Source organism: Actinoplanes sp. NBRC 101535 (assembly GCF_030269225.1).
Taxonomy (GTDB): Bacteria; Actinomycetota; Actinomycetes; order Mycobacteriales; family Micromonosporaceae; genus Actinoplanes; species Actinoplanes rectilineatus.
The window spans coordinates 603,869-620,209 of sequence record NZ_BSSY01000004.1; the positions used below are offsets into that span (position 1 = coordinate 603,869).

At 71.3% G+C, this 16,341-nt stretch carries 18 protein-coding genes; 10 read left to right on the forward strand and 8 right to left on the reverse strand.

Annotated elements, in window-relative coordinates:
- Positions 1-277: 277 nt before the first annotated feature.
- Entirely contained in the window at positions 278-574 is a 297-nt protein-coding gene (locus QSK32_RS14625) for a hypothetical protein (protein WP_285472219.1), read from the forward strand.
- Positions 575-648: 74 nt separating this feature from the next.
- Here QSK32_RS14625 and QSK32_RS14630 read toward each other — a convergent pair whose 3' ends face one another.
- The 3 genes from QSK32_RS14630 to QSK32_RS14640 form a co-directional block, all read right to left on the reverse strand.
- The gene (locus tag QSK32_RS14630; protein ID WP_285472220.1) at positions 649-1,722 is read right to left on the reverse strand and encodes a hypothetical protein; all 1,074 of its coding nucleotides are present in this window, start codon (positions 1,720-1,722) and stop codon (positions 649-651) included.
- Positions 1,723-1,811: 89 nt separating this feature from the next.
- Complete coding sequence (locus QSK32_RS14635) at positions 1,812-2,774, reverse strand: sulfite exporter TauE/SafE family protein (RefSeq protein ID WP_045739571.1); 963 nt, start codon at positions 2,772-2,774, stop codon at positions 1,812-1,814.
- A 207-nt stretch (positions 2,775-2,981) separates the two neighbouring features.
- The gene (locus QSK32_RS14640; RefSeq protein WP_045739570.1) at positions 2,982-3,752 is read right to left on the reverse strand and encodes a hypothetical protein; all 771 of its coding nucleotides are present in this window, start codon (positions 3,750-3,752) and stop codon (positions 2,982-2,984) included.
- 82 nt (positions 3,753-3,834) lie between these two features.
- Between QSK32_RS14640 and QSK32_RS14645 the strand changes: the two genes are divergently transcribed.
- A complete protein-coding gene (locus QSK32_RS14645) occupies positions 3,835-4,176 on the forward strand; it encodes an MmcQ/YjbR family DNA-binding protein (protein ID WP_285472221.1) in 342 nt (113 codons plus the stop codon).
- Here the strand turns inward: QSK32_RS14645 and QSK32_RS14650 are convergent.
- Positions 4,142-4,543, reverse strand: coding sequence for a MerR family transcriptional regulator (locus QSK32_RS14650; RefSeq protein ID WP_045739568.1), 402 nt, complete (start codon positions 4,541-4,543; stop codon positions 4,142-4,144). The genes QSK32_RS14645 and QSK32_RS14650 overlap by 35 nt on opposite strands.
- 51 nt (positions 4,544-4,594) lie before the next feature.
- On the opposite strand from QSK32_RS14650, the gene QSK32_RS14655 reads away from it, so the two are divergent.
- Positions 4,595-5,137, forward strand: coding sequence for a class I SAM-dependent methyltransferase (locus QSK32_RS14655; RefSeq protein ID WP_285472222.1), 543 nt, complete (start codon positions 4,595-4,597; stop codon positions 5,135-5,137).
- A gap of 163 nt (positions 5,138-5,300) precedes the next feature.
- On the opposite strand, the gene QSK32_RS14660 is transcribed toward QSK32_RS14655, so the two are convergent.
- Genes QSK32_RS14660 through QSK32_RS14675 form a run of 4 tightly spaced genes read right to left on the reverse strand, consistent with a single transcriptional unit; the run spans position 5,301 to position 8,424 of the window.
- Positions 5,301-6,056 carry a YcnI family copper-binding membrane protein gene (locus QSK32_RS14660; protein WP_045739719.1) on the reverse strand — a complete coding sequence of 252 codons (756 nt, stop codon included), beginning with the start codon at positions 6,054-6,056 and terminating at the stop codon, positions 5,301-5,303.
- A gap of 18 nt (positions 6,057-6,074) precedes the next feature.
- A complete protein-coding gene (locus QSK32_RS14665; RefSeq protein ID WP_285472223.1) occupies positions 6,075-6,749 on the reverse strand; it encodes a copper resistance CopC family protein in 675 nt (224 codons plus the stop codon).
- On the reverse strand, positions 6,662-7,840 hold the full coding sequence (locus tag QSK32_RS14670; RefSeq protein WP_083448698.1) for a Dyp-type peroxidase: 1,179 nt from the start codon (positions 7,838-7,840) through the stop codon (positions 6,662-6,664). The genes QSK32_RS14665 and QSK32_RS14670 overlap by 88 nt, the downstream gene beginning before the upstream one ends.
- A gap of 2 nt (positions 7,841-7,842) precedes the next feature.
- Positions 7,843-8,424, reverse strand: coding sequence for a copper chaperone PCu(A)C (locus QSK32_RS14675; protein ID WP_285472224.1), 582 nt, complete (start codon positions 8,422-8,424; stop codon positions 7,843-7,845).
- A gap of 241 nt (positions 8,425-8,665) precedes the next feature.
- Between QSK32_RS14675 and QSK32_RS14680 the strand changes: the two genes are divergently transcribed.
- The 7 genes from QSK32_RS14680 (at position 8,666) to QSK32_RS14710 (ending at position 16,264) form a co-directional block, all read left to right on the forward strand.
- Positions 8,666-9,652 carry a permease gene (locus QSK32_RS14680; protein WP_245673755.1) on the forward strand — a complete coding sequence of 329 codons (987 nt, stop codon included), beginning with the start codon at positions 8,666-8,668 and terminating at the stop codon, positions 9,650-9,652.
- Positions 9,649-10,338 carry a TIGR03943 family putative permease subunit gene (locus QSK32_RS14685; RefSeq protein ID WP_285472225.1) on the forward strand — a complete coding sequence of 230 codons (690 nt, stop codon included), beginning with the start codon at positions 9,649-9,651 and terminating at the stop codon, positions 10,336-10,338. Before QSK32_RS14680 ends, QSK32_RS14685 begins: the two co-directional genes overlap by 4 nt.
- Positions 10,335-11,393, forward strand: coding sequence for a hypothetical protein (locus QSK32_RS14690; RefSeq protein ID WP_045739563.1), 1,059 nt, complete (start codon positions 10,335-10,337; stop codon positions 11,391-11,393). The genes QSK32_RS14685 and QSK32_RS14690 overlap by 4 nt, the downstream gene beginning before the upstream one ends.
- 89 nt (positions 11,394-11,482) lie before the next feature.
- Positions 11,483-12,898, forward strand: a complete 1,416-nt coding sequence (locus QSK32_RS14695) for a type III PLP-dependent enzyme domain-containing protein (protein ID WP_285472226.1) — start codon at positions 11,483-11,485, stop codon at positions 12,896-12,898.
- Positions 12,895-14,208: a pyridoxal-phosphate dependent enzyme gene (locus QSK32_RS14700; RefSeq protein ID WP_045739561.1), complete on the forward strand. Its 1,314-nt coding sequence runs from the start codon at positions 12,895-12,897 to the stop codon at positions 14,206-14,208. The genes QSK32_RS14695 and QSK32_RS14700 overlap by 4 nt, the downstream gene beginning before the upstream one ends.
- 1 nt (position 14,209) lies before the next feature.
- Positions 14,210-15,361 (forward strand): aminotransferase class V-fold PLP-dependent enzyme, encoded by a 1,152-nt coding sequence (locus tag QSK32_RS14705; protein ID WP_285472255.1) that lies wholly within the window; start codon positions 14,210-14,212, stop codon positions 15,359-15,361.
- Positions 15,362-15,517: 156 nt separating this feature from the next.
- Positions 15,518-16,264 carry a class I SAM-dependent methyltransferase gene (locus QSK32_RS14710; protein ID WP_285472227.1) on the forward strand — a complete coding sequence of 249 codons (747 nt, stop codon included), beginning with the start codon at positions 15,518-15,520 and terminating at the stop codon, positions 16,262-16,264.
- Positions 16,265-16,341: the final 77 nt, after the last annotated feature.

Consider the following 16,341-nt stretch of genomic DNA (forward strand, 5'->3'; position numbering starts at 1 on the left):
TGAACGTGACTGAAGACGGCGTTCACGAAATGTCAGCTTGCCTTCGTCTCTTCGGCCCACCTAGCCTGAATTTCATTGAAGTTCCCTGAAGTTACAGGGAGGCGGAGATGGCGGTGGAACGAGTCTGGCGCGGTGCCGCCCGGCCACCACGTGCCCCGCCGCGTCACCGCACGGATCCGAGCTCGCGTGCCTCACCTCTGCTGACAGGCACCCCCGAGATCCCGATTCCCAGCGCGACTCGAGGGGCACCCGCTCCTACGAACTCTCGGAGTCCGTAATGCAGAAAGTACCGCCCCTGAAGATCTCCGTAAACCAGTCTCTGCGGCGCTGCGGGGTGATCGCGGCCGGGACGGTGGTCGTGCTCACCGGCGCCGGCGCCGCGGTCACCGACGAGAGCTCCCGCTACGAACTCATGGCGTACTCGTTGGGCAGTGCCCTCACGCTCTATCTCGCTGTCCGGATCATCGTCAAGCTCCGCTGGATGATCCTGCAGGCGCTGGCCGTCCTGGCGTTCGCCGGACTGGTCTACGCCGCCCTGAAGTCGCTCATCGGCATCGTCGGCCTCACCGGCTGACGAGAGCGACGACGGCCCTGCGGTGATCCGTCGCCGCAGGGCCGTCCCGGGGTTCAGCCGGGTTCAGCCGGGGTTCAGCCGCCCAACAGGTCACGCTTGGCCGGCTTGATCCGCTGCATCCACGCGGCGGCCTCGGACTCCGGGAGGATCCGCTCCAGCACCACCTCCGGGCGCATCAGCGGGTACACCCGCCCGGTGTTCCAGCTGCGCTCGAAACGCGGCGTGTCGAGCACCAGCACCCGGTACCCGTCGACGACCGGGATGTCGGCCAGCTGCCCCTCCGGCCAGGTCGGGGCGCCGTCGGCGGAGACCAGGTCGAACCGGGCGACGATGCCGCCCTCCGGCTGCAGTTCCTCGCCGTCGGTGGCGGCGTCGACCCACTCCTGTTCGGGACGCTCCCCCGGGATCAGGCCGTCCGCCGGGTCGCCGATCAGGGTGGCGGCCAGCAGGGTGTTCAGCTGGAAGTTCTCGGCGACCCCGCTGACGGTCAGGCGGTAGGCGCGGCCGGAGTCGCGGTGCACGACCAGGACCGGCACGTCGTCGATCACCTGGAGCAGGCCGAGCAGCCACGGGGCGGATTCGGCGTACTCGGACATGGCCAGCGCCGCCACCACGAGCCGGTCGCGGCGGGCCGGGTCGTCGGCGAAGGACTGCCGGACCCGTTTCTGCTGCAACGGCAGGAGCAGCGCCGGGATCCAGTCCTCGACGGTGAACCAGGCCTGCACCACGCCACCGGCCTCGTCCGCGGACAGGCCCGCCTCGACGGCGACCCGGGCCACCTGCCGGAGCAGGTCGTCGACCTCCTCCTGGCTCTCCGGCTCGGACAGCGCGCCGGACTTCTCGGCCAGGGCCGGGAACCGGGCGGCCTGCTCGAGTCCCGCGGTGACCCGGTCGACGAGCGCATCAAACAGGACGAACGGGTCGGCGCCGGCCTCCACCAGGCCGGCGGTCACCTGGGCCAGCTGGCCGCCGTTGCCCAGCGACACCTGCCGGACCGCCGGGAGCAGCCGCCGGGCGCCCTCGGTCAGCTCGTCCGGGCTCACCTCGCCGATCGCGCCGATGATGGCCCGCAGCGCGGTCGTCGACTCCTCCGCATCCAGTTCGATGACGCCGTTGCTCAGGTCCGTACACAGATCCGGGAATCGCATCGCCAGATCATAAAGATCATCCGGGGTACGCCGGAAACGGCGGAAGCCGGCCCGAGCGGATCGGGCCGGCTTCTCCTGGTTCGTCGCGGTCAGACGGACGTGCTGGCCTTGTCCTTGTCCTCGGGCAGGTCGCCGGACACGGCAGCCGTCTCCGCCTCGGCGATGATCGCGGCGTCCTCGGCACGGTTGGCGCGGTACTGCTTGATCGAGTAGACCAGCGCCGCGGCCCAGGCGGCGTAGATGACCGCGTAGAAGGTGTAGCGGACCGGGTCGGAGGCGTCGATCCAGTCGCTGCGCAGCAGGGACCGGGTGTTGGTCAGGATGATCAGACCACCGACGGCGGCGCCCAGCACCCGCGGCGGGATGTGCCGGACCAGCCAGGCGGCGATCGGCGCGGCGATCACACCACCGATGAGCAGCGCGGCGACCCAGCCGAAGTCGACGGACTCGGTGCCGCCGGCCAGGCCGATGATGAAACCGAGGCTGGCGGCGACCGACACCAGGAACTCGCTGGTGTCGATGGAGCCGATCGTCTTGCGCGGCTCGAGGCGGCCGCTGGCCAGGATCGCGGGGGTGCCGACCGGGCCCCAGCCACCGCCGCCGGTGGCGTCGACGAACCCGGCGACCAGGCCGAGCGGTCCGAGGAACCGCTTGCGCAGCGGCTTGCCGAGGTTGCCCTTGGGCAGGCCCTGGAAGGTGAAGCGGACGAAGACGTACAGGCCGAGCAGCAGCAGGATGATCGCCATCAGCGGCGCCGCGGTCTCGGTGGACAGGTTGCTCAGCACCGTCGCGCCGAGGAAGGCGCCGATCGCGCCGGGCACACCGATCTTGGCGACGACCTTCCAGTCGACGTTGCCGAACTTCCAGTGCGAGAAGCCGGAGACCAGCGTGGTGCCGATCTCGGCGAGGTGCACGGTGGCGGAGGCGGCAGCCGGGTTGGTGCCGATCGCCAGGAGGAGGGTGGTGGAGGTGACACCGTAGGCCATGCCCAGGCTGCCGTCGACGAGCTGAGCACCGAGCCCCACGAGGGCGAGGAGGATGAGTTTTCGCATGCGTCATACCGCCAGGGGTGAATGGGGTGGTTTTCGTGCCGGCGGGAGCTAAGCCGACCTGCTATGCCAAGCCTGTATTTCCTATTTATTGGATCGGAGATTAGTGCCTGGAGCACCGCAGGGCAAGAACCCATTCACGGCCAGTGATCAACCTCTTGTTGCGAACTCTTTGCGCCGGTGATAAGCCCAGCTCACACCGGGAGCGGCTCACTGAACCGGCGGCACCATGCCGAACGTCTGCGCCCACATGTCGGGCATCACGTCGTTGCCCCAGAGCACACCGAACCCGGCGGCCGACGCCTTCGCCGCCATCACCCGGATCCGCGACAGGCTCTCCTCCGGCCAGTCCGCACCGGTCAACGGCAGTTCGCCCAGCCTGCGCGCCATCTCGCCGGCCTCGGCCGGGGTCAGCCATCCGTGGATGCCGTCGGTCCCCATCGTGTACTGGTAGCCGAACGCCGCACCGCGGGTGGCCAGCGCGCCGAGCAGATCCCACAGCGGGTCGCCCTCCGGGACACCGCACCGGCGGAAGACCGGCAGATAGAGACCGGGCGTGACACTGCGGCCCAAAAACCGGGACTGCCCCAGGCACAGCGTCGCCACCAACGCCTCGTGGAGCGCATTCAGTTCTTCCAGTGCGAACCGGTCGTTGTCCGCATGGAACCGGCAGCGCAGACGCTCCGGGCAGCTGAGCGCGTGACAGAAGACCTGTTTGCCGGCCTCCCGGTCGACCGGGTCGGCGCCGATGTAGCGCAGGTCGTCGGCGAGCCAGGTGCAATATCGCGCCAGATCGGTGGACCGGGTCCGAAGCTCCTCGGCGAGACGCCGCCAGCCGGCCTCGTAACCACCGGCGCTGCGGAACACCTCGGCCAGCCACGGCTCGACGCCCCGGCCACGGATCATCTCGACCAGAGCCGGCACGACCTGAGATCGGTACCGGTCGTAGTCGAAGACGATGATCTCCGCGTCCGCGCCCACCGCCGGATCCTAGCGCCGGTCGATACCCGGGAACCGTAGCCTGTCATCGGTATGAACGACGGCACTCGAACGGGGGATCTCGATGGCTGACGCGGACGACGTCAGACGGCTGGCACTGGGCCTGCCCGACGTGGTGGAGATCGACAGCGACGGCTTCGACTTCCGGGTCGCGAACAAGGGCTTCGTCTGGTCCTATCCGGAACGCGTGCCCGGCAGGCCGCGGGTGATCCGCACCGACGTGGCGGTGCTGTTCGTCGGCGACGAGGCGGAGAAGCAGGCACTGCTGCTCGGCGAACCGGACCTGTTCTTCACCACACCGGGCTACGACGGTCTGCCGCTGGTCATGCTGCGCCTGCCCGCGGTGAACGTCGGCCGCCTCACCGAGCTGCTCACCGACGCGTACCGGATGCGAGCGGACCAGTGATCCGCAGCAGCTCGGGGCAGACCAGCACGTGATCCTCCCGGCACTCGGCGGCGTGCTCGACGATCGCCAGTGCCGCCTGCGCCACGGCGATCCGGCGGCGTAGTTCGGCGCCGTGCTCGCGGTAGAGCCGGCGGCGGTCCATGCCACCGGTGAACAGCATCCGGGTCTGCTCCAGGCTGAGCCCGGCCTCCTTGCCGAGCAGGATCAACCCGATCCGGACCCGGTCCTGCTCGGTGTAGACCCGCCGGCCGGCGGCGGTCCGCTCCGGTTGGAGCAGACCGCGGTCCTCCCAGTGGCGCAGCACGTGCGGGGCGAGCCCGAAGCTCGCCGCCAGGTCACCGATGGACATCCCGGGGCTTGACCTCATGTCGACATGAAGAGGCACGGTCGACGGAGTTGTCAACCACGGGAGGAACCGATGGTCTTCGATCAAGCGCGGAGTGTCGCCTACGACCGGCGGGCCGGCCGGCTGCTCGGCGGTTTCCACCGGCGGGCGGCGTCCGGGATCGCGGCCGCCGCGCCCCGCGACGGTGCGGTGCTGGACATCGGCACCGGTCCGGGCCGCCTGCTGCACGCGGTCGCGACGCTCCGGCCCGACCTGCGGCTCAGCGGCGCCGACCTGTCCCCGGACATGGTGGCCCTCGCCCGCCGGGCCTGGCCGTCCACCGCACTGCGGCCCGCCGATCTGCGGGTCGCCGACGTGGGTGATCTGCCCTGGCCGGACGGCACGTTCGACGTGGTCACCTCGACGCTGAGCGCGCACGAGTGGCCGGATCAGCGCCGGGCGGCCGCGGAGCTGGTCCGGGTGCTGCGCCCGGGTGGCCTGCTCCTGGTGTGGGACTTCCGCTTCGCGCGGGTGGGCGCGCTGGTCGGTGCGCTTGCGGCTCTTTGTGGGGTACGCCGAAAAGCACCGCACCCACTCTCCCCGTTCACGCGTGTGACCGCCCGCCGCCCGGTCTGACACGAAGCAGCGTGGTGACTCCGGCCGCGCTGAACGGCCGGTGTCACCACGCTGCTGTCGACGTGCGTGCCCGCGACCGCCGTGAACGACGGCCGGGGTCACCACGCCGGCGATGTGCCGGGACCACGACCGCCGTGAGCGACGGCCGGGGTCACCATGGCTCCTACTTGTCGTCGGTGGCCGCGGGCTTTGCGGCGGCGGGGGCCACCGTGAGCGGGGTGGCCGTGGCGGCCTTACGGTAGGCCAGCAGTCCGGCGACCAGGCCGACCAGGCCGGCGGCGAGACCCGCGATACCCCAGGTGTTGCTGCCGGACGACTCGGCGGGCTCCTCGGCCACGGCCTCAGCGGTGGCGCCCTCGGCCGTGTCACCGGCGGGCTCGGCGCCGGCCGCGGTCAGCTTCAGGACCGGGGCCGGGCTCTCCGGCTCGGTGCCGTCGGCGTTCGGCTCGTCGATCCAGCGCACGATCGTGCCGTCCGAGTAGGTCTGCAGCGCCTTGAAGACCATCTGGTCGGCGGTGGGCAGCGGGCCCAGTGAGACGTCGAACTCCTGGAAGAAACCGGGCTTGACCTCGGAACCGGCCGCCGCCGTCCAGGTGATCTTCGTGACCGCCTCGGTGATCGGGCTGCCGTGCACCTCGACCGGGGTGGCCAGCTTGGTCTTCTCGGCGACCGCGGTCCAGCCCTGCAGCGGCTTGAGCGACACCGAACCGACCGGCGAGTCGGTCGGCAGGTTGATCTCCAGCTTGGTGGTGGAGGCGCTGTCACTCTCGTTCGGCACGCGGAACGTCACCTTGGCGTACCCGCCCTGGGTCGCGCTGTCCGGGTTGACCGTGACGTGCGCGGCGGCCGGGCCGGCCACTCCGAGGACGAACGCGGCCGCGACGGCGGAGACGGCGGCCGCACGCTTCATCAGCTTCATGGCTTCCTTCATGGGGGATCAGGAGTTGCGTTTGCGGGCGAACAGGAGGCCGGCCAGCCCGGCCAGGATCACGACGGCGGCGACGGCGACTCCGACGATCATGCCGGTGTCGCCGCTCTCCTCGCTGTCGGATGCGGCGGTCAAGTCCGGGCCGGCGGTGGCCTCGGCGATCGACGAGGTGGGCACCGCGGCGGCGGAGGTGGCCGGCGCCGCGCTGGGCTCAGCGGCAGCGGGCGCCTCGGTGGCGGACGGGTCGTTCAGGGTGAACCTGTAGGAGCCCTTCACGGTGTGCCCGTCGGTGGAGACCACCTGGTAGGCCACGGTGTAGACGCCGTTGGTGAGCGGCTCGGAGAAGGTGACCACGCCGGTCGCGCCGTCCACCTCCGGGCCGTCGGTGGCGACCTTCTGCTTGTCGGCGTCGCTGACCGAGATGATCGTGTAGTCCGGGTCCAGTTTCTGCAGGAACCGCAGCTTCACCTCGGTGGGCGCCTTCTTCAGGGTCGCTTCCTTGGCCGGGCTGGCCTCGGCGAGCGCGTTGTGCGCCCAGGCCGGCGCACCGGGCAGCAGCACCGCGGCCAGGGCGGTCAGGCCGAGCAGCAGGCGGGTCAGGAGAGCAGGTGCTCCCCGATCCAGCCGCCCTCCGAGCAACCGGGTGGAACGGCGAACACGGCGGATCCGATCGGTGTCGTCCATTCGTTCAACAGGTCCTTCTCGGCGAGACGCCGCTGGATGGGCAGGAACTGACGGGCGGTATCAGCTTGGTACGAGGCGAAAACCAGCCCGCTGTCGGGTCGGCCGGACGAGTCCGGCGCCTCGTCGTAGTTGTACGGCCGGCGCAGGATCTTCAGTTGCGGGTCGGTGACATGTGCCCGTGTGACGTGCGCGAAGTCCGGCATCACGGGCAGTCCGCCCTCGTCGACCGCGGTGAAGTCCGGCTCGTCGTGTTCCGCGACGCCGGTGAACGGCGCGCCGGAGGTCATCCGGCGGCCCACCGAGTTCTCCTTGTCGCCGACGCTGAGCAGGTCCCAGGTCTCGATCTCGGCCCGGATCCGGCGGACCACCAGCTGGGTGCTGTGGTCGGCGTTCCAGACCGCGGTGTCCCGGGCGGCGTCCTTCGGGTTGGCCGTGCCGTCCAGTTGGCCCAGCACGTTGCGCTGGGTGAACTCGGCGGCCTGCACGCCGGGGCTGCGCCGGAATCCGCGCTGCACCCAGCGCACCGATCCGAACGGCCGGGCATCCTTGATCATCATGCGCTGGGCGTGCGTGACGGTCAGTGCGTCGTCGGCGCAGATCTGCAGCAGCAGGTCGCCGCCGGACCAGCGGTCCTGGAGCCGGTCGATGGTGAAGCTCGGCAGGTCGGTGACCGGCGAGGGCAGGCCGGCCGCCCGGTAGAGGCCGGGACCGAACCCGAACGTCACGGTCAGGCCGGCCGGCAGCACGGCCAGGTCGGCCTCGGTGTCGGCGAGCGCCGGCTCGCCCCGGGTCAGCCGGGACGCGTCGTCGGTGAGCAGCCGCAGCATCCGGCCCAGGGCGGCCCGGTCGACGTCCTTGGCCAGGGTGAACGCGACGAACGCGCCGTGTGCCTGCGGCTCGTCGGTGACGCCGGCCTGGCGCGGGCCGTGGAACGCGATGGTGCGGGTGCCGGTGTCGGTTCCGGTGCCGGTGGTGGTCGCGGCCACCGGGACGACCGGGCCGTCCGAGCGTCGGGACAGGGCGGCACCGGCCGCGGCGGCGGCACCGAGGCCGGCCGCCGCGCCGCCGGTGAGCAGTGCCCGGCGACCGATCGTCACGAGTGTGCGCCCGACGACGCCGACGGCATGCCGCCCATCTCCATGCCCGGGTCGTAGCTCTCCTGCGCGCCCACGAACGGCTTCGCGACGGCGGTGAAGTCGACCGTGCCGCCACCGGCCAGGTTGAGGGTGAACGTGACCTCGTCACCCGCCTTGATCGCCGCGGTGGGCTGCATCAGCATCAGGTGGTCGCCGCCCGGGGACAGCTCGTGCGTGCCACCGGCCTTGATCACGAAGCCGCCCTCCTTGGGCTGCATCACCATCGCGCCGTCCTTCATGACCATGGTGTGCAGTTCCAGCGGCGAGGCCGGGGAGGTGGCCGACTCGATGGTGACGTCCGCGCCGGTGTTGTTGACCAGGGTGGCGAACGCCGCGGTCATGCCGCTGTCGGCGGCCTTCACCCAGGGGTCGCGCACGGTCAGGGCGGTGGCGGTCACGGCGCTCGCGCTCGCGGCGGGCTCACCGGCGGTCGGGGACGCGGCCTCGGTACCGCCGCAGCCGGTGAGGGCGAGCGCGGCACAGAGGGCCGGGACTGCCACGAGACGGGTACGGCGGGCGAACGCGACTGTCTGCATCATCTTCCTTTGCTTCGGTTCCTCGTCTTCGGGGAACGCCCGTTAGTCGCCACGGGGCGCTCGGGAGTTCCCCGGAATTCCGGAGAAGTCGTGACGGTCGTCGCTCCACTGGGGACCTTTTCCCGCGTACGCCGAAAAATCTGTCACCCGGACGGGCGCATCCGGAGAGCTTGTCCGGCGGGGGTCAGCCGGTAGATTCCTAGCCTGCGACGACGGGACTACGGACGGCTTGGGGAGTGAAGGGGTGACGACGGAGGCTCGCGCGCTGGACCGCCGCGGTGTCGGAGGCATCGGATCGGTCGAGGTTCTGGCCGGGCTGCTCGTCCTGCTGGTGATCTTCCGGGGGCCGCTGTCCGGGCTGGTGTCCGGGGCGCGGATGCAGACCTGGACGACGGTCTTCGTGTCGGTGCTGGTGCAGGCGGTGCCGTTCCTGGTGTTCGGGGTGCTGCTGTCGGCGGTGATCGCGGTGTTCGTGCCGCGTGACTTCTGGGCACGGGCGCTGCCGAGACGTCCGGCGCTGGCGGTGCCGGCCGCCGGGCTGGCCGGGGTGGTGCTGCCCGGCTGCGAGTGCGGCAGCGTGCCGATCGCCGGTTCGCTGATCCGCCGCGGGGTGACACCGGCCGCCGCGCTGGCCTTCCTGCTGGCCGCGCCGGCGATCAACCCGATCGTGCTGACCGCGACCGCGGTGGCGTTCCCGGGAGATCCGGAGATGGTGCTGGCCCGGTTCCTGGCCGGCCTGATCGTCGCGGTGGTGATGGGCTGGCTGTGGCTGCGTCTCGGCAAGGCCGACTGGATCCGGCTGCCGCACCGGCCCGACCTCGACGGCATGCCGCGCGGCCAGGCGTTCTGGTCGGCGGTCCGGCACGACGTGGCGCACGCCGGTGGTTTCCTGGTGCTGGGTGCCGCGGCCGCCGCGACGATCAACGTGCTGGTGCCGGAGGCCTGGCTGCAGAGTGTGGCGGCCCAGCCGGTGCTCTCCGTGCTGGCGCTGGCGGTGCTGGCGGTGCTGCTGTCGATCTGCAGTGAGGCGGACGCGTTCGTGGCCGCGTCGCTGTCCCAGTTCTCGCTGACCTCGCGGCTGGTGTTCCTGGTGGTCGGGCCGATGGTCGACCTGAAACTGATCTCCATGCAGGCGGGGGTGTTCGGTCGCCGGTTCGCGGTCCGGTTCGCCCCGGCCACGTTCCTGCTGGCGGTCCTGGTCGGCACGATCTTCGGGGTGGTGCTGCTGTGAACCGGCAGGCGCAGGCGGTGGTGCTGCTTCTCTTCGGTGGGGCGATCCTCAAGGTGTCGCTGACCGATCTCTATCTGCGGTACGTCAAGGAGGGCCTGCGCCCGTTGCTGATCGTGGCGGGTGCGGTGCTGGTGGCCGCCGCCGTGATGACCCTGTGGTACTCCTGGCGGAACTCCGACGACCATCACCACGAACCCCGGGTGGGCTGGCTGCTCATCCTGCCGGTGCTCGGATTGTTGCTGGTCGCCCCACCGGCGCTGGGGTCGTACACCGCGGACCGGTCCGGCACGCTGCCGATCAGCGACGCCGGGTCGGATTACCCGCCGCTGCCCGAGGGCGACCCGGTCGCGGTGGGGCTGCTCGACTACGCGTCGCGGGTGGTCTACGACGAGGGCCGCAGCCTGGCCGGGCGCCGGCTCAAGCTGACCGGTTTCGTCACCACCGCCGAGAACGGCGCCCCGATGATCGCCCGGATCGTGGTGAGCTGTTGCGCCGCCGACGGCCGGCCGATCAAGGTGGGGCTGGAGGGCGGTCCGGTGATCGACGCACCGGCCGGCGCCTGGGTGCAGATCACCGGCGTGTACAGCACGACATCGGGCAAGGACCCGGTCAATCAGGCCGATATCGCGTATCTGAAGGTCGAGCAGTGGCAGCCGGTCACCCCACCGAAGCAGCAGTACGAATGACCCTCCGCAACCGGATCAGCCTGGCCACCGCGCTGCTGGCGGCCGGGGCGCTGCTCGCCGGGACGGTCCCGGACCGGGAGCCGGCACCGGTCGCGGCCGGTGATGAGCGGCTCACCGCCGCGCAGGCGTGGCCGTCGGCGTCCCGGGCCGACCTGCCGGATCTGGGGATCGAGCCGCTGCTGTTCCTGGACGCGACCACCGCGGTCGGCACGGTCAGCGACCGGGATGCGCTGCGGCTGGTGATCGTGGCGGACGGGCGGCAGCGCGAGTTGCGGCGTCTGCCGGCCGGCGGCGACGCCCGGTTCGACACGGTGACCGCGTCCGGCGAGGATCTGTTGTGGACGGAGTCGACCGGTGACCGGCCGACCGAGATCTGGACCGCGCGGGCGCACGCCGACGAGTCGCCCCGGATGATCACCGCGGACACCGGCAACGTGCTGTTCTACGGCACGCAGTACGACCTGGTCGTCGCGGACGGCCGGGTGCACTGGACGGCCGGCGAAGGCAGTGGCAGCACCCAGATCCGGTCGGTGGCGCTGACCGGCGGTGCGGTGCAGGTGCGGACCGAGGCCGGCCAGTGGGCGCTGACCGCCTGGCCGTGGCTGACCGACGACGCGGCCGGTGGGCAGACCGGGGCGATCACGATGCGCAACCTGGAGACCGGTTCCCGGGTCGCCGTGCCGGTGGCCGCGTCCGAGTGGAGCATGTGCAGCCCGTCGTGGTGCCGGGTGATGGTGATGGACTCGTCCGGGCCGGTCCGGATCGACGCGATGCGCCCGGACGGCTCGGACCGGCGGCGGGTGGCCGGTCCGCAGGCGCAGGCCGCGGTGACCGACGTGGCGGTGCTGGACCGGTTCGAGATCCTCTCCGAGCCGGGGCCGAACGCGGACCTGACCGGGGTGGCCGGGTTGATCGTGCACGATCTCGACACCGGCCGGACGGTGGCGTTGTCGGCGGCGGCGGATCTGGCGGCGACCAGGGACGGGATGCTCTGGTGGTCGACCGGGGATCAGGAGACGGCGATCTGGCACACGCTGGATCTGCGGACCGCTTGAGTCACTCCTCACGGTAATCACTCCTTTGCGGAGGGTGGTGGGGTCGGTTACGTTGGGGGCGCGCCGGAGACCCGCCGGGAGTCGACACCATGCTGCCCTTGACACCTCGCATCGCGCCGATCACTCGATCCGTCCTGGATGAGGGGGAACTCCTCGAACAGCTGGTAGAGGGGTTCGGATCACCGGTCAACGTGGTCCTGCCACAGAGCGCCGGGGCCAACGTGGCCCGGTTCCTCGACGTCTACCGCCGGCGGCGGCTGCGCGGGCGGATCCACTTCGCCCACAAGGCCAACCGGTCCAGTGCGCTGCTGCGGCAGCTGAGCACGACCGACGCCGGGGTGGACGTGTCGTCGCTGGAGGAGTTGCAGCACGCACTGTCGTCGGGCTTCCCGCCGGACCGGATCCTCGCCACCGGCCCCAAGGACCGGGCGTTCCTCTGGCTGGCCGCCCAGACCGGGGTGACGGTGGCCGTGGACTCCCTGGCCGAGATCTCCGACATCCCCGGCCGGAACGCCAAGATCATGATCCGGCTCTCCGGATTCGTGTCGCACGGCGTGCAGATGGTCAGCCGGCGCAGCCGGTTCGGCATCCCGGTCGGTGACCTCGACACCGCCCTCGACCTGATCGACGGCCGCGCCGAACTCGTCGGCCTCGCCTACCACCTGGACACCGTCGCGGTCGCCGAGAAGGCGGTGGCGTTCGAAGGCGCCCTGGCCGCCCTGGACAAGTGCCGGGCCCGGGGACTGCGCCCGTGGACGCTCGACATCGGCGGCGGCTACGGCGTCAACTACCTGGCCGACGGCGCGCAGTGGGAGCGCTACACCTCGGCCCTCGCGCAGGCGGTCCTCGGCAACCGGCCGCCGATGACCTGGAACGGTCACGGGTACGGCCTGCGCGCCGAGAACGGCACCCTGCGCGGCAGCCTCACCGTCTATCCGGCGCACCGCGGGGCGGCCGGCGCCGACTACCTCGACCAGTTGCTGGACACGCCCGCGCCCGGACAGCGGCGGCCCCTCGGCGACCTGCTGCTGGACCACATGTACGACCTGGACGTCGAACCCGGCCGCGCCCTGCTCGACCAGTGCGGCCTGGTCCTGACCCGGGTCGTCGAGGTCCGCCGGCAGGACGGCGACCTGCTGGTGCGCGTCGACGCCAACGCCCGGGACGTGAGCACCGAGGAGCACGGCGTGCTGATGGATCCGGTGCTCCTCGGCAAAGACGAAGGCGAAGGCGACAACGACGGCGAAGGCGAGGAAAGAGGGGCGTACCTGCTCGGCAACCTCTGCCTCGAGTCGGACCTGATCACCCGCCGGCAGGTCCGGCTGCCCCGCACGCCCCGGACCGGCGACCTGCTGGTGTTCGTCAACACGGCCGGTTACTTCATGGACTTCGTCGCCACCACCGCGGTGCGCCGGCCGGTCACGCCCATGGTCGCGCTGTACCGGCGGGACGGTCGATGGCGCTGGTGCCTCGACGAGAACTACTGGCCCGAGGGGGCTCCATGAGATTCGACGACATCACCGAGGCGATCGGCAACACGCCCCTGGTGCGCATCGACCCGGCCGTGCACGGCCTGCGCAACATCGACCTGTACGCCAAGATGGAGTTGCTCAACCCGTTCGGGTCGGTGAAGGACCGGGCCGCCTGGAGCATGGTCCGCCCGATGCTGGCGGGCGCGGCGGAACGCGGTGACACGGTGGTCGAGCTGTCCAGCGGCAACACCGCCAAGGCTCTCGCGCTGATCGCCGGGATGCACGGCCTGCCGTTCCGCAGCGTCACCAACCGGATGAAGGTCCCCGAGATCAAGGACCTGCTGCTGCTGCTCGGCGCGGAGATCGACGAGTTGCCCGGCCAGTCCGAGTGCCTCGACCCGACGGACACCGACGACCCGCTGACCCGGATGTACCGGCGGCTCACCGAGTCCGGCGGTGGTTTCGTGCACACCGACCAGTACTTCAACGAGCTCAACGTGGAGGCGCACCTCAACGGCACCGGGCCGGAGATCGTCAAGGATCTGGACGGCAACGCCCCGGACTACTTCATCGCGTGTGTGGGCACGGCGGGGTCGTCGACCGGGGTGGCCCGGGCGCTGCGGCAGCACGACCCGGACACCCGGGTGATCGGGCTGGTCTCGGCGAAGAACGACTTCATCCCGGGGATCCGGACCATCGACGAGGTGCACGAGGTGGGCCTGTTCGACCCGGGCGTCTACGACACCGTGGAGCCGGTCAGTGCGGACGAGGCCATCGACGGGCTGCTCACCCTGGTCCGGCGGTGCGGGATGCTGGCCGGGCCCACCGGCGGGGGCGCCTATCAGGGGGCGGTGCGGTTTCTGCGTACGGTGGACGCGTCCTTGACCGAGCGACGGTCCGCGGTCTTCATCATCTGCGACCGCGTCGAGTCGTACCTGAGTTACCTGCGGGAACGCCGCCCGGCCCTGTTCGGGCAGCCGGCGCGGCCGCACTCGGTGGGGTCGCTGTCGCCGGCGGAGGTCGCCGCGGCCCCGGTGGTGGCGGTCGAGGCCGCCGAGGCCTATGCCCGGGACGCGCTGGTGATCGACTTGCGGAGTCCCTACGCCTACCAGGCGCTGCACATCGACGGGTCGATCAACATCGTGGATGAGGCGTTCGGGGAGATGCTGGCGGCGGGGTTACCGTTCAGCCGCCGACAGCCGGTCCTCCTGGTATGCCCGGTGGGAGAGAAATCGGCCTCCTACGCCGCCTTGTTGCAGAAGATGGGACATCCGGCGGTTCATTCGCTCGCCGGTGGCGTCATCGCCTGGCGGGACGCCGATCTCCCCCTGGTGCGTGACTGAGATGACCTGGCAGTCCACCCTGCGCGGACAGTTCCCCCAGATCACATCGAACCCGGAGACGGCGTATCTGGACAGCGCGGCCACCTCGCAGAAGCCGCAACCCGTCCTGGACGCCGTCATGACCTACCTGACCAGTGGCAACGCCAACGCCGCCCGGGGCACGTACCCGTGGGCGAACCGCACCACCGCCCGCATCGAACACGCCCGCGACCGGCTCCGCCGTTTCCTCGCCGACCCGGCACCCGGCGAATCCGGTGTGCACTTCGTCAGCGGCACCACCGAGGGTCTGCGTACCGTCGCCCGCGACTGGCTCGCCCCGCAACTGCACCCCGGCGACGAGATCCTGGTCCCGTTCGCCGACCACAGCGCGAACATCCTGCCCTGGCAGGAGGCCGCCGCCCTGACCGGCGCCACCGTGCGGGCGATCCCCTACGACGCGGCGCACGACTACGCCACCGGTCGCGTCGCCGAGATGATCACCCCGCGGACCCGGATGATCGCCGCCACCCACGTGCACCACGTCTACGGCAACGACATGAACGTGCACCGCCTGCGCGCCCTCGCCGGCCCCGACATCCCGATCTGCCTCGACGCCGCGCAGAGCTTCGGCCATCTCCCGATCTCGGTCGGCGCCCTCGACGTGGACTTCGTCGTCTTCTCCGGCCACAAGGCGATGGCGCTGCCCGGTACCGGCGCCGTCTGGGCCCGCAACCGGCGCGGCCCGGTCTTCCAGCCGGCCGGCTGGAACGGCTCCCCCAACACCAGCGGCATCATCAGCCTCGCCGCCGCGATGGACTGGCTCGACGAGGCGGGCCTGGAGCGGATCGCCCAGTGGAACCAGGCGCTCGGCGTACGGCTGACCGAGGGGCTGAGCAAGATGGCCGCCTACGAGATCCTGGGCTGCCAGCGCAGCCTGACAGCGGACTCGGCGGTCCAGCAGCGGCACGGGATCGTGGCCTTCCGGCACCGGGCGATCGGCTCCAACGACCTGGGGTTCATCCTGGCCGCGGACGGGCTGCTGGTCCGTGCCGACGGTCACTGCCAGGGCGCCCAGGGCGAGAAGACCGCTTCGGTACGCGTGAGCGTGCACGTCTACACCACGCGGGAGGAGATCGACCGTCTCCTGGACGCGCTGGCCGCCCTCGACCGGTGACCGTCGCCCGCATGCTCGCCCGGCCGGCACCGCACGGGTCCGCGGGCCGGTTCGCGCGCGGCCGTCGCGACGATCACCCACCCCGCGTGTCCTCCGGTTAGGGCGCCCGGTTAGAAACGATTGTCGTTTCTAGTCTTTTCGCACCGAGGTAGGCCCATGCCGTCCACCGCTCTCGACCCCGTCGGCGTGGCCGGCCGCCGCGCCGCCTGGGACACCGTCATGACCGGTTTCGTCCCCGGCCTGCCCGCCCTGGAACGCGTCATCGGCACGGTCACCGAAGGCCTGCACGGGGGGCCGCCCACCCGCGTGCTCGACCTCGGCGGCGGCCCCGGCCTGCTCGCCGAACGGATGGCCGCCCGCTGGCCGGGCGCCCGGGTCGGTCTCGTCGACATCGACCCGGTGCTGCTGGCCCTGGCCCGGACCGCCCTGCCCGGCGCGGTGGACGTGATCGACGCCGACCTGACCGCGCCGGCCTGGACCGCCGCGGCGGGCGGCGGGTACGACCTGGTCACGGCGGTGATGACGGTCCACTACCTGGATCCGGCGCCGATCCGCACCCTGTACCGCGCGATCCGCCGCATCCTGGCCCCCGGCGGCCTGCTGGTGGTCGCCGACCTGATGCCCGACGACCACGCCCCGACGGTGATGCGCGCGCTGGACCCGGTCCCGGGCGAGGCCACCGCCGAACTGGCCTGGACCCAGTGGTGGGGCGAGCTGACCGCGGCAGCCGAGTTCGCGCCGCTGCTGGCGGCCCGGTCCGAGGTGTTCCGGGACCGTCCGACCGCCGAGTTCGCGGGCGGCCCGGCCTGGCACGCGCAGGCCGCCCGCGCCGCCGGTTTCGCCGAGTCCGGCCTGCTGTGGCGCGACGGCCGCCATGCCGCCCTGGCCTGCCGCCGCACCTGACCCGCGGAGCATAAGGACGAGGACGCAGACGGGCGCCGTCCGGGCGTACCCGATGTGTGGAAAGAGTGCGTGGCGGA

Coding starts and splice junctions, on each gene's coding strand:
- QSK32_RS14625 (WP_285472219.1), top strand. CDS start 278: ATGCAGAAAGTACCGCCCCTGAAGATCTCCGTAAACCAGTCTCTGCGG.
- QSK32_RS14630 (WP_285472220.1), bottom strand. CDS start 1,722: ATGCGATTCCCGGATCTGTGTACGGACCTGAGCAACGGCGTCATCGAA.
- QSK32_RS14635 (WP_045739571.1), bottom strand. CDS start 2,774: ATGCGAAAACTCATCCTCCTCGCCCTCGTGGGGCTCGGTGCTCAGCTC.
- QSK32_RS14645 (WP_285472221.1), top strand. CDS start 3,835: ATGGCTGACGCGGACGACGTCAGACGGCTGGCACTGGGCCTGCCCGAC.
- QSK32_RS14650 (WP_045739568.1), bottom strand. CDS start 4,543: ATGAGGTCAAGCCCCGGGATGTCCATCGGTGACCTGGCGGCGAGCTTC.
- QSK32_RS14655 (WP_285472222.1), top strand. CDS start 4,595: ATGGTCTTCGATCAAGCGCGGAGTGTCGCCTACGACCGGCGGGCCGGC.
- QSK32_RS14660 (WP_045739719.1), bottom strand. CDS start 6,056: ATGAAGCTGATGAAGCGTGCGGCCGCCGTCTCCGCCGTCGCGGCCGCG.
- QSK32_RS14665 (WP_285472223.1), bottom strand. CDS start 6,749: ATGGACGACACCGATCGGATCCGCCGTGTTCGCCGTTCCACCCGGTTG.
- QSK32_RS14675 (WP_285472224.1), bottom strand. CDS start 8,424: ATGATGCAGACAGTCGCGTTCGCCCGCCGTACCCGTCTCGTGGCAGTC.
- QSK32_RS14690 (WP_045739563.1), top strand. CDS start 10,335: ATGACCCTCCGCAACCGGATCAGCCTGGCCACCGCGCTGCTGGCGGCC.
- QSK32_RS14695 (WP_285472226.1), top strand. CDS start 11,483: ATGCTGCCCTTGACACCTCGCATCGCGCCGATCACTCGATCCGTCCTG.
- QSK32_RS14700 (WP_045739561.1), top strand. CDS start 12,895: ATGAGATTCGACGACATCACCGAGGCGATCGGCAACACGCCCCTGGTG.
- QSK32_RS14705 (WP_285472255.1), top strand. CDS start 14,210: ATGACCTGGCAGTCCACCCTGCGCGGACAGTTCCCCCAGATCACATCG.
- QSK32_RS14710 (WP_285472227.1), top strand. CDS start 15,518: ATGCCGTCCACCGCTCTCGACCCCGTCGGCGTGGCCGGCCGCCGCGCC.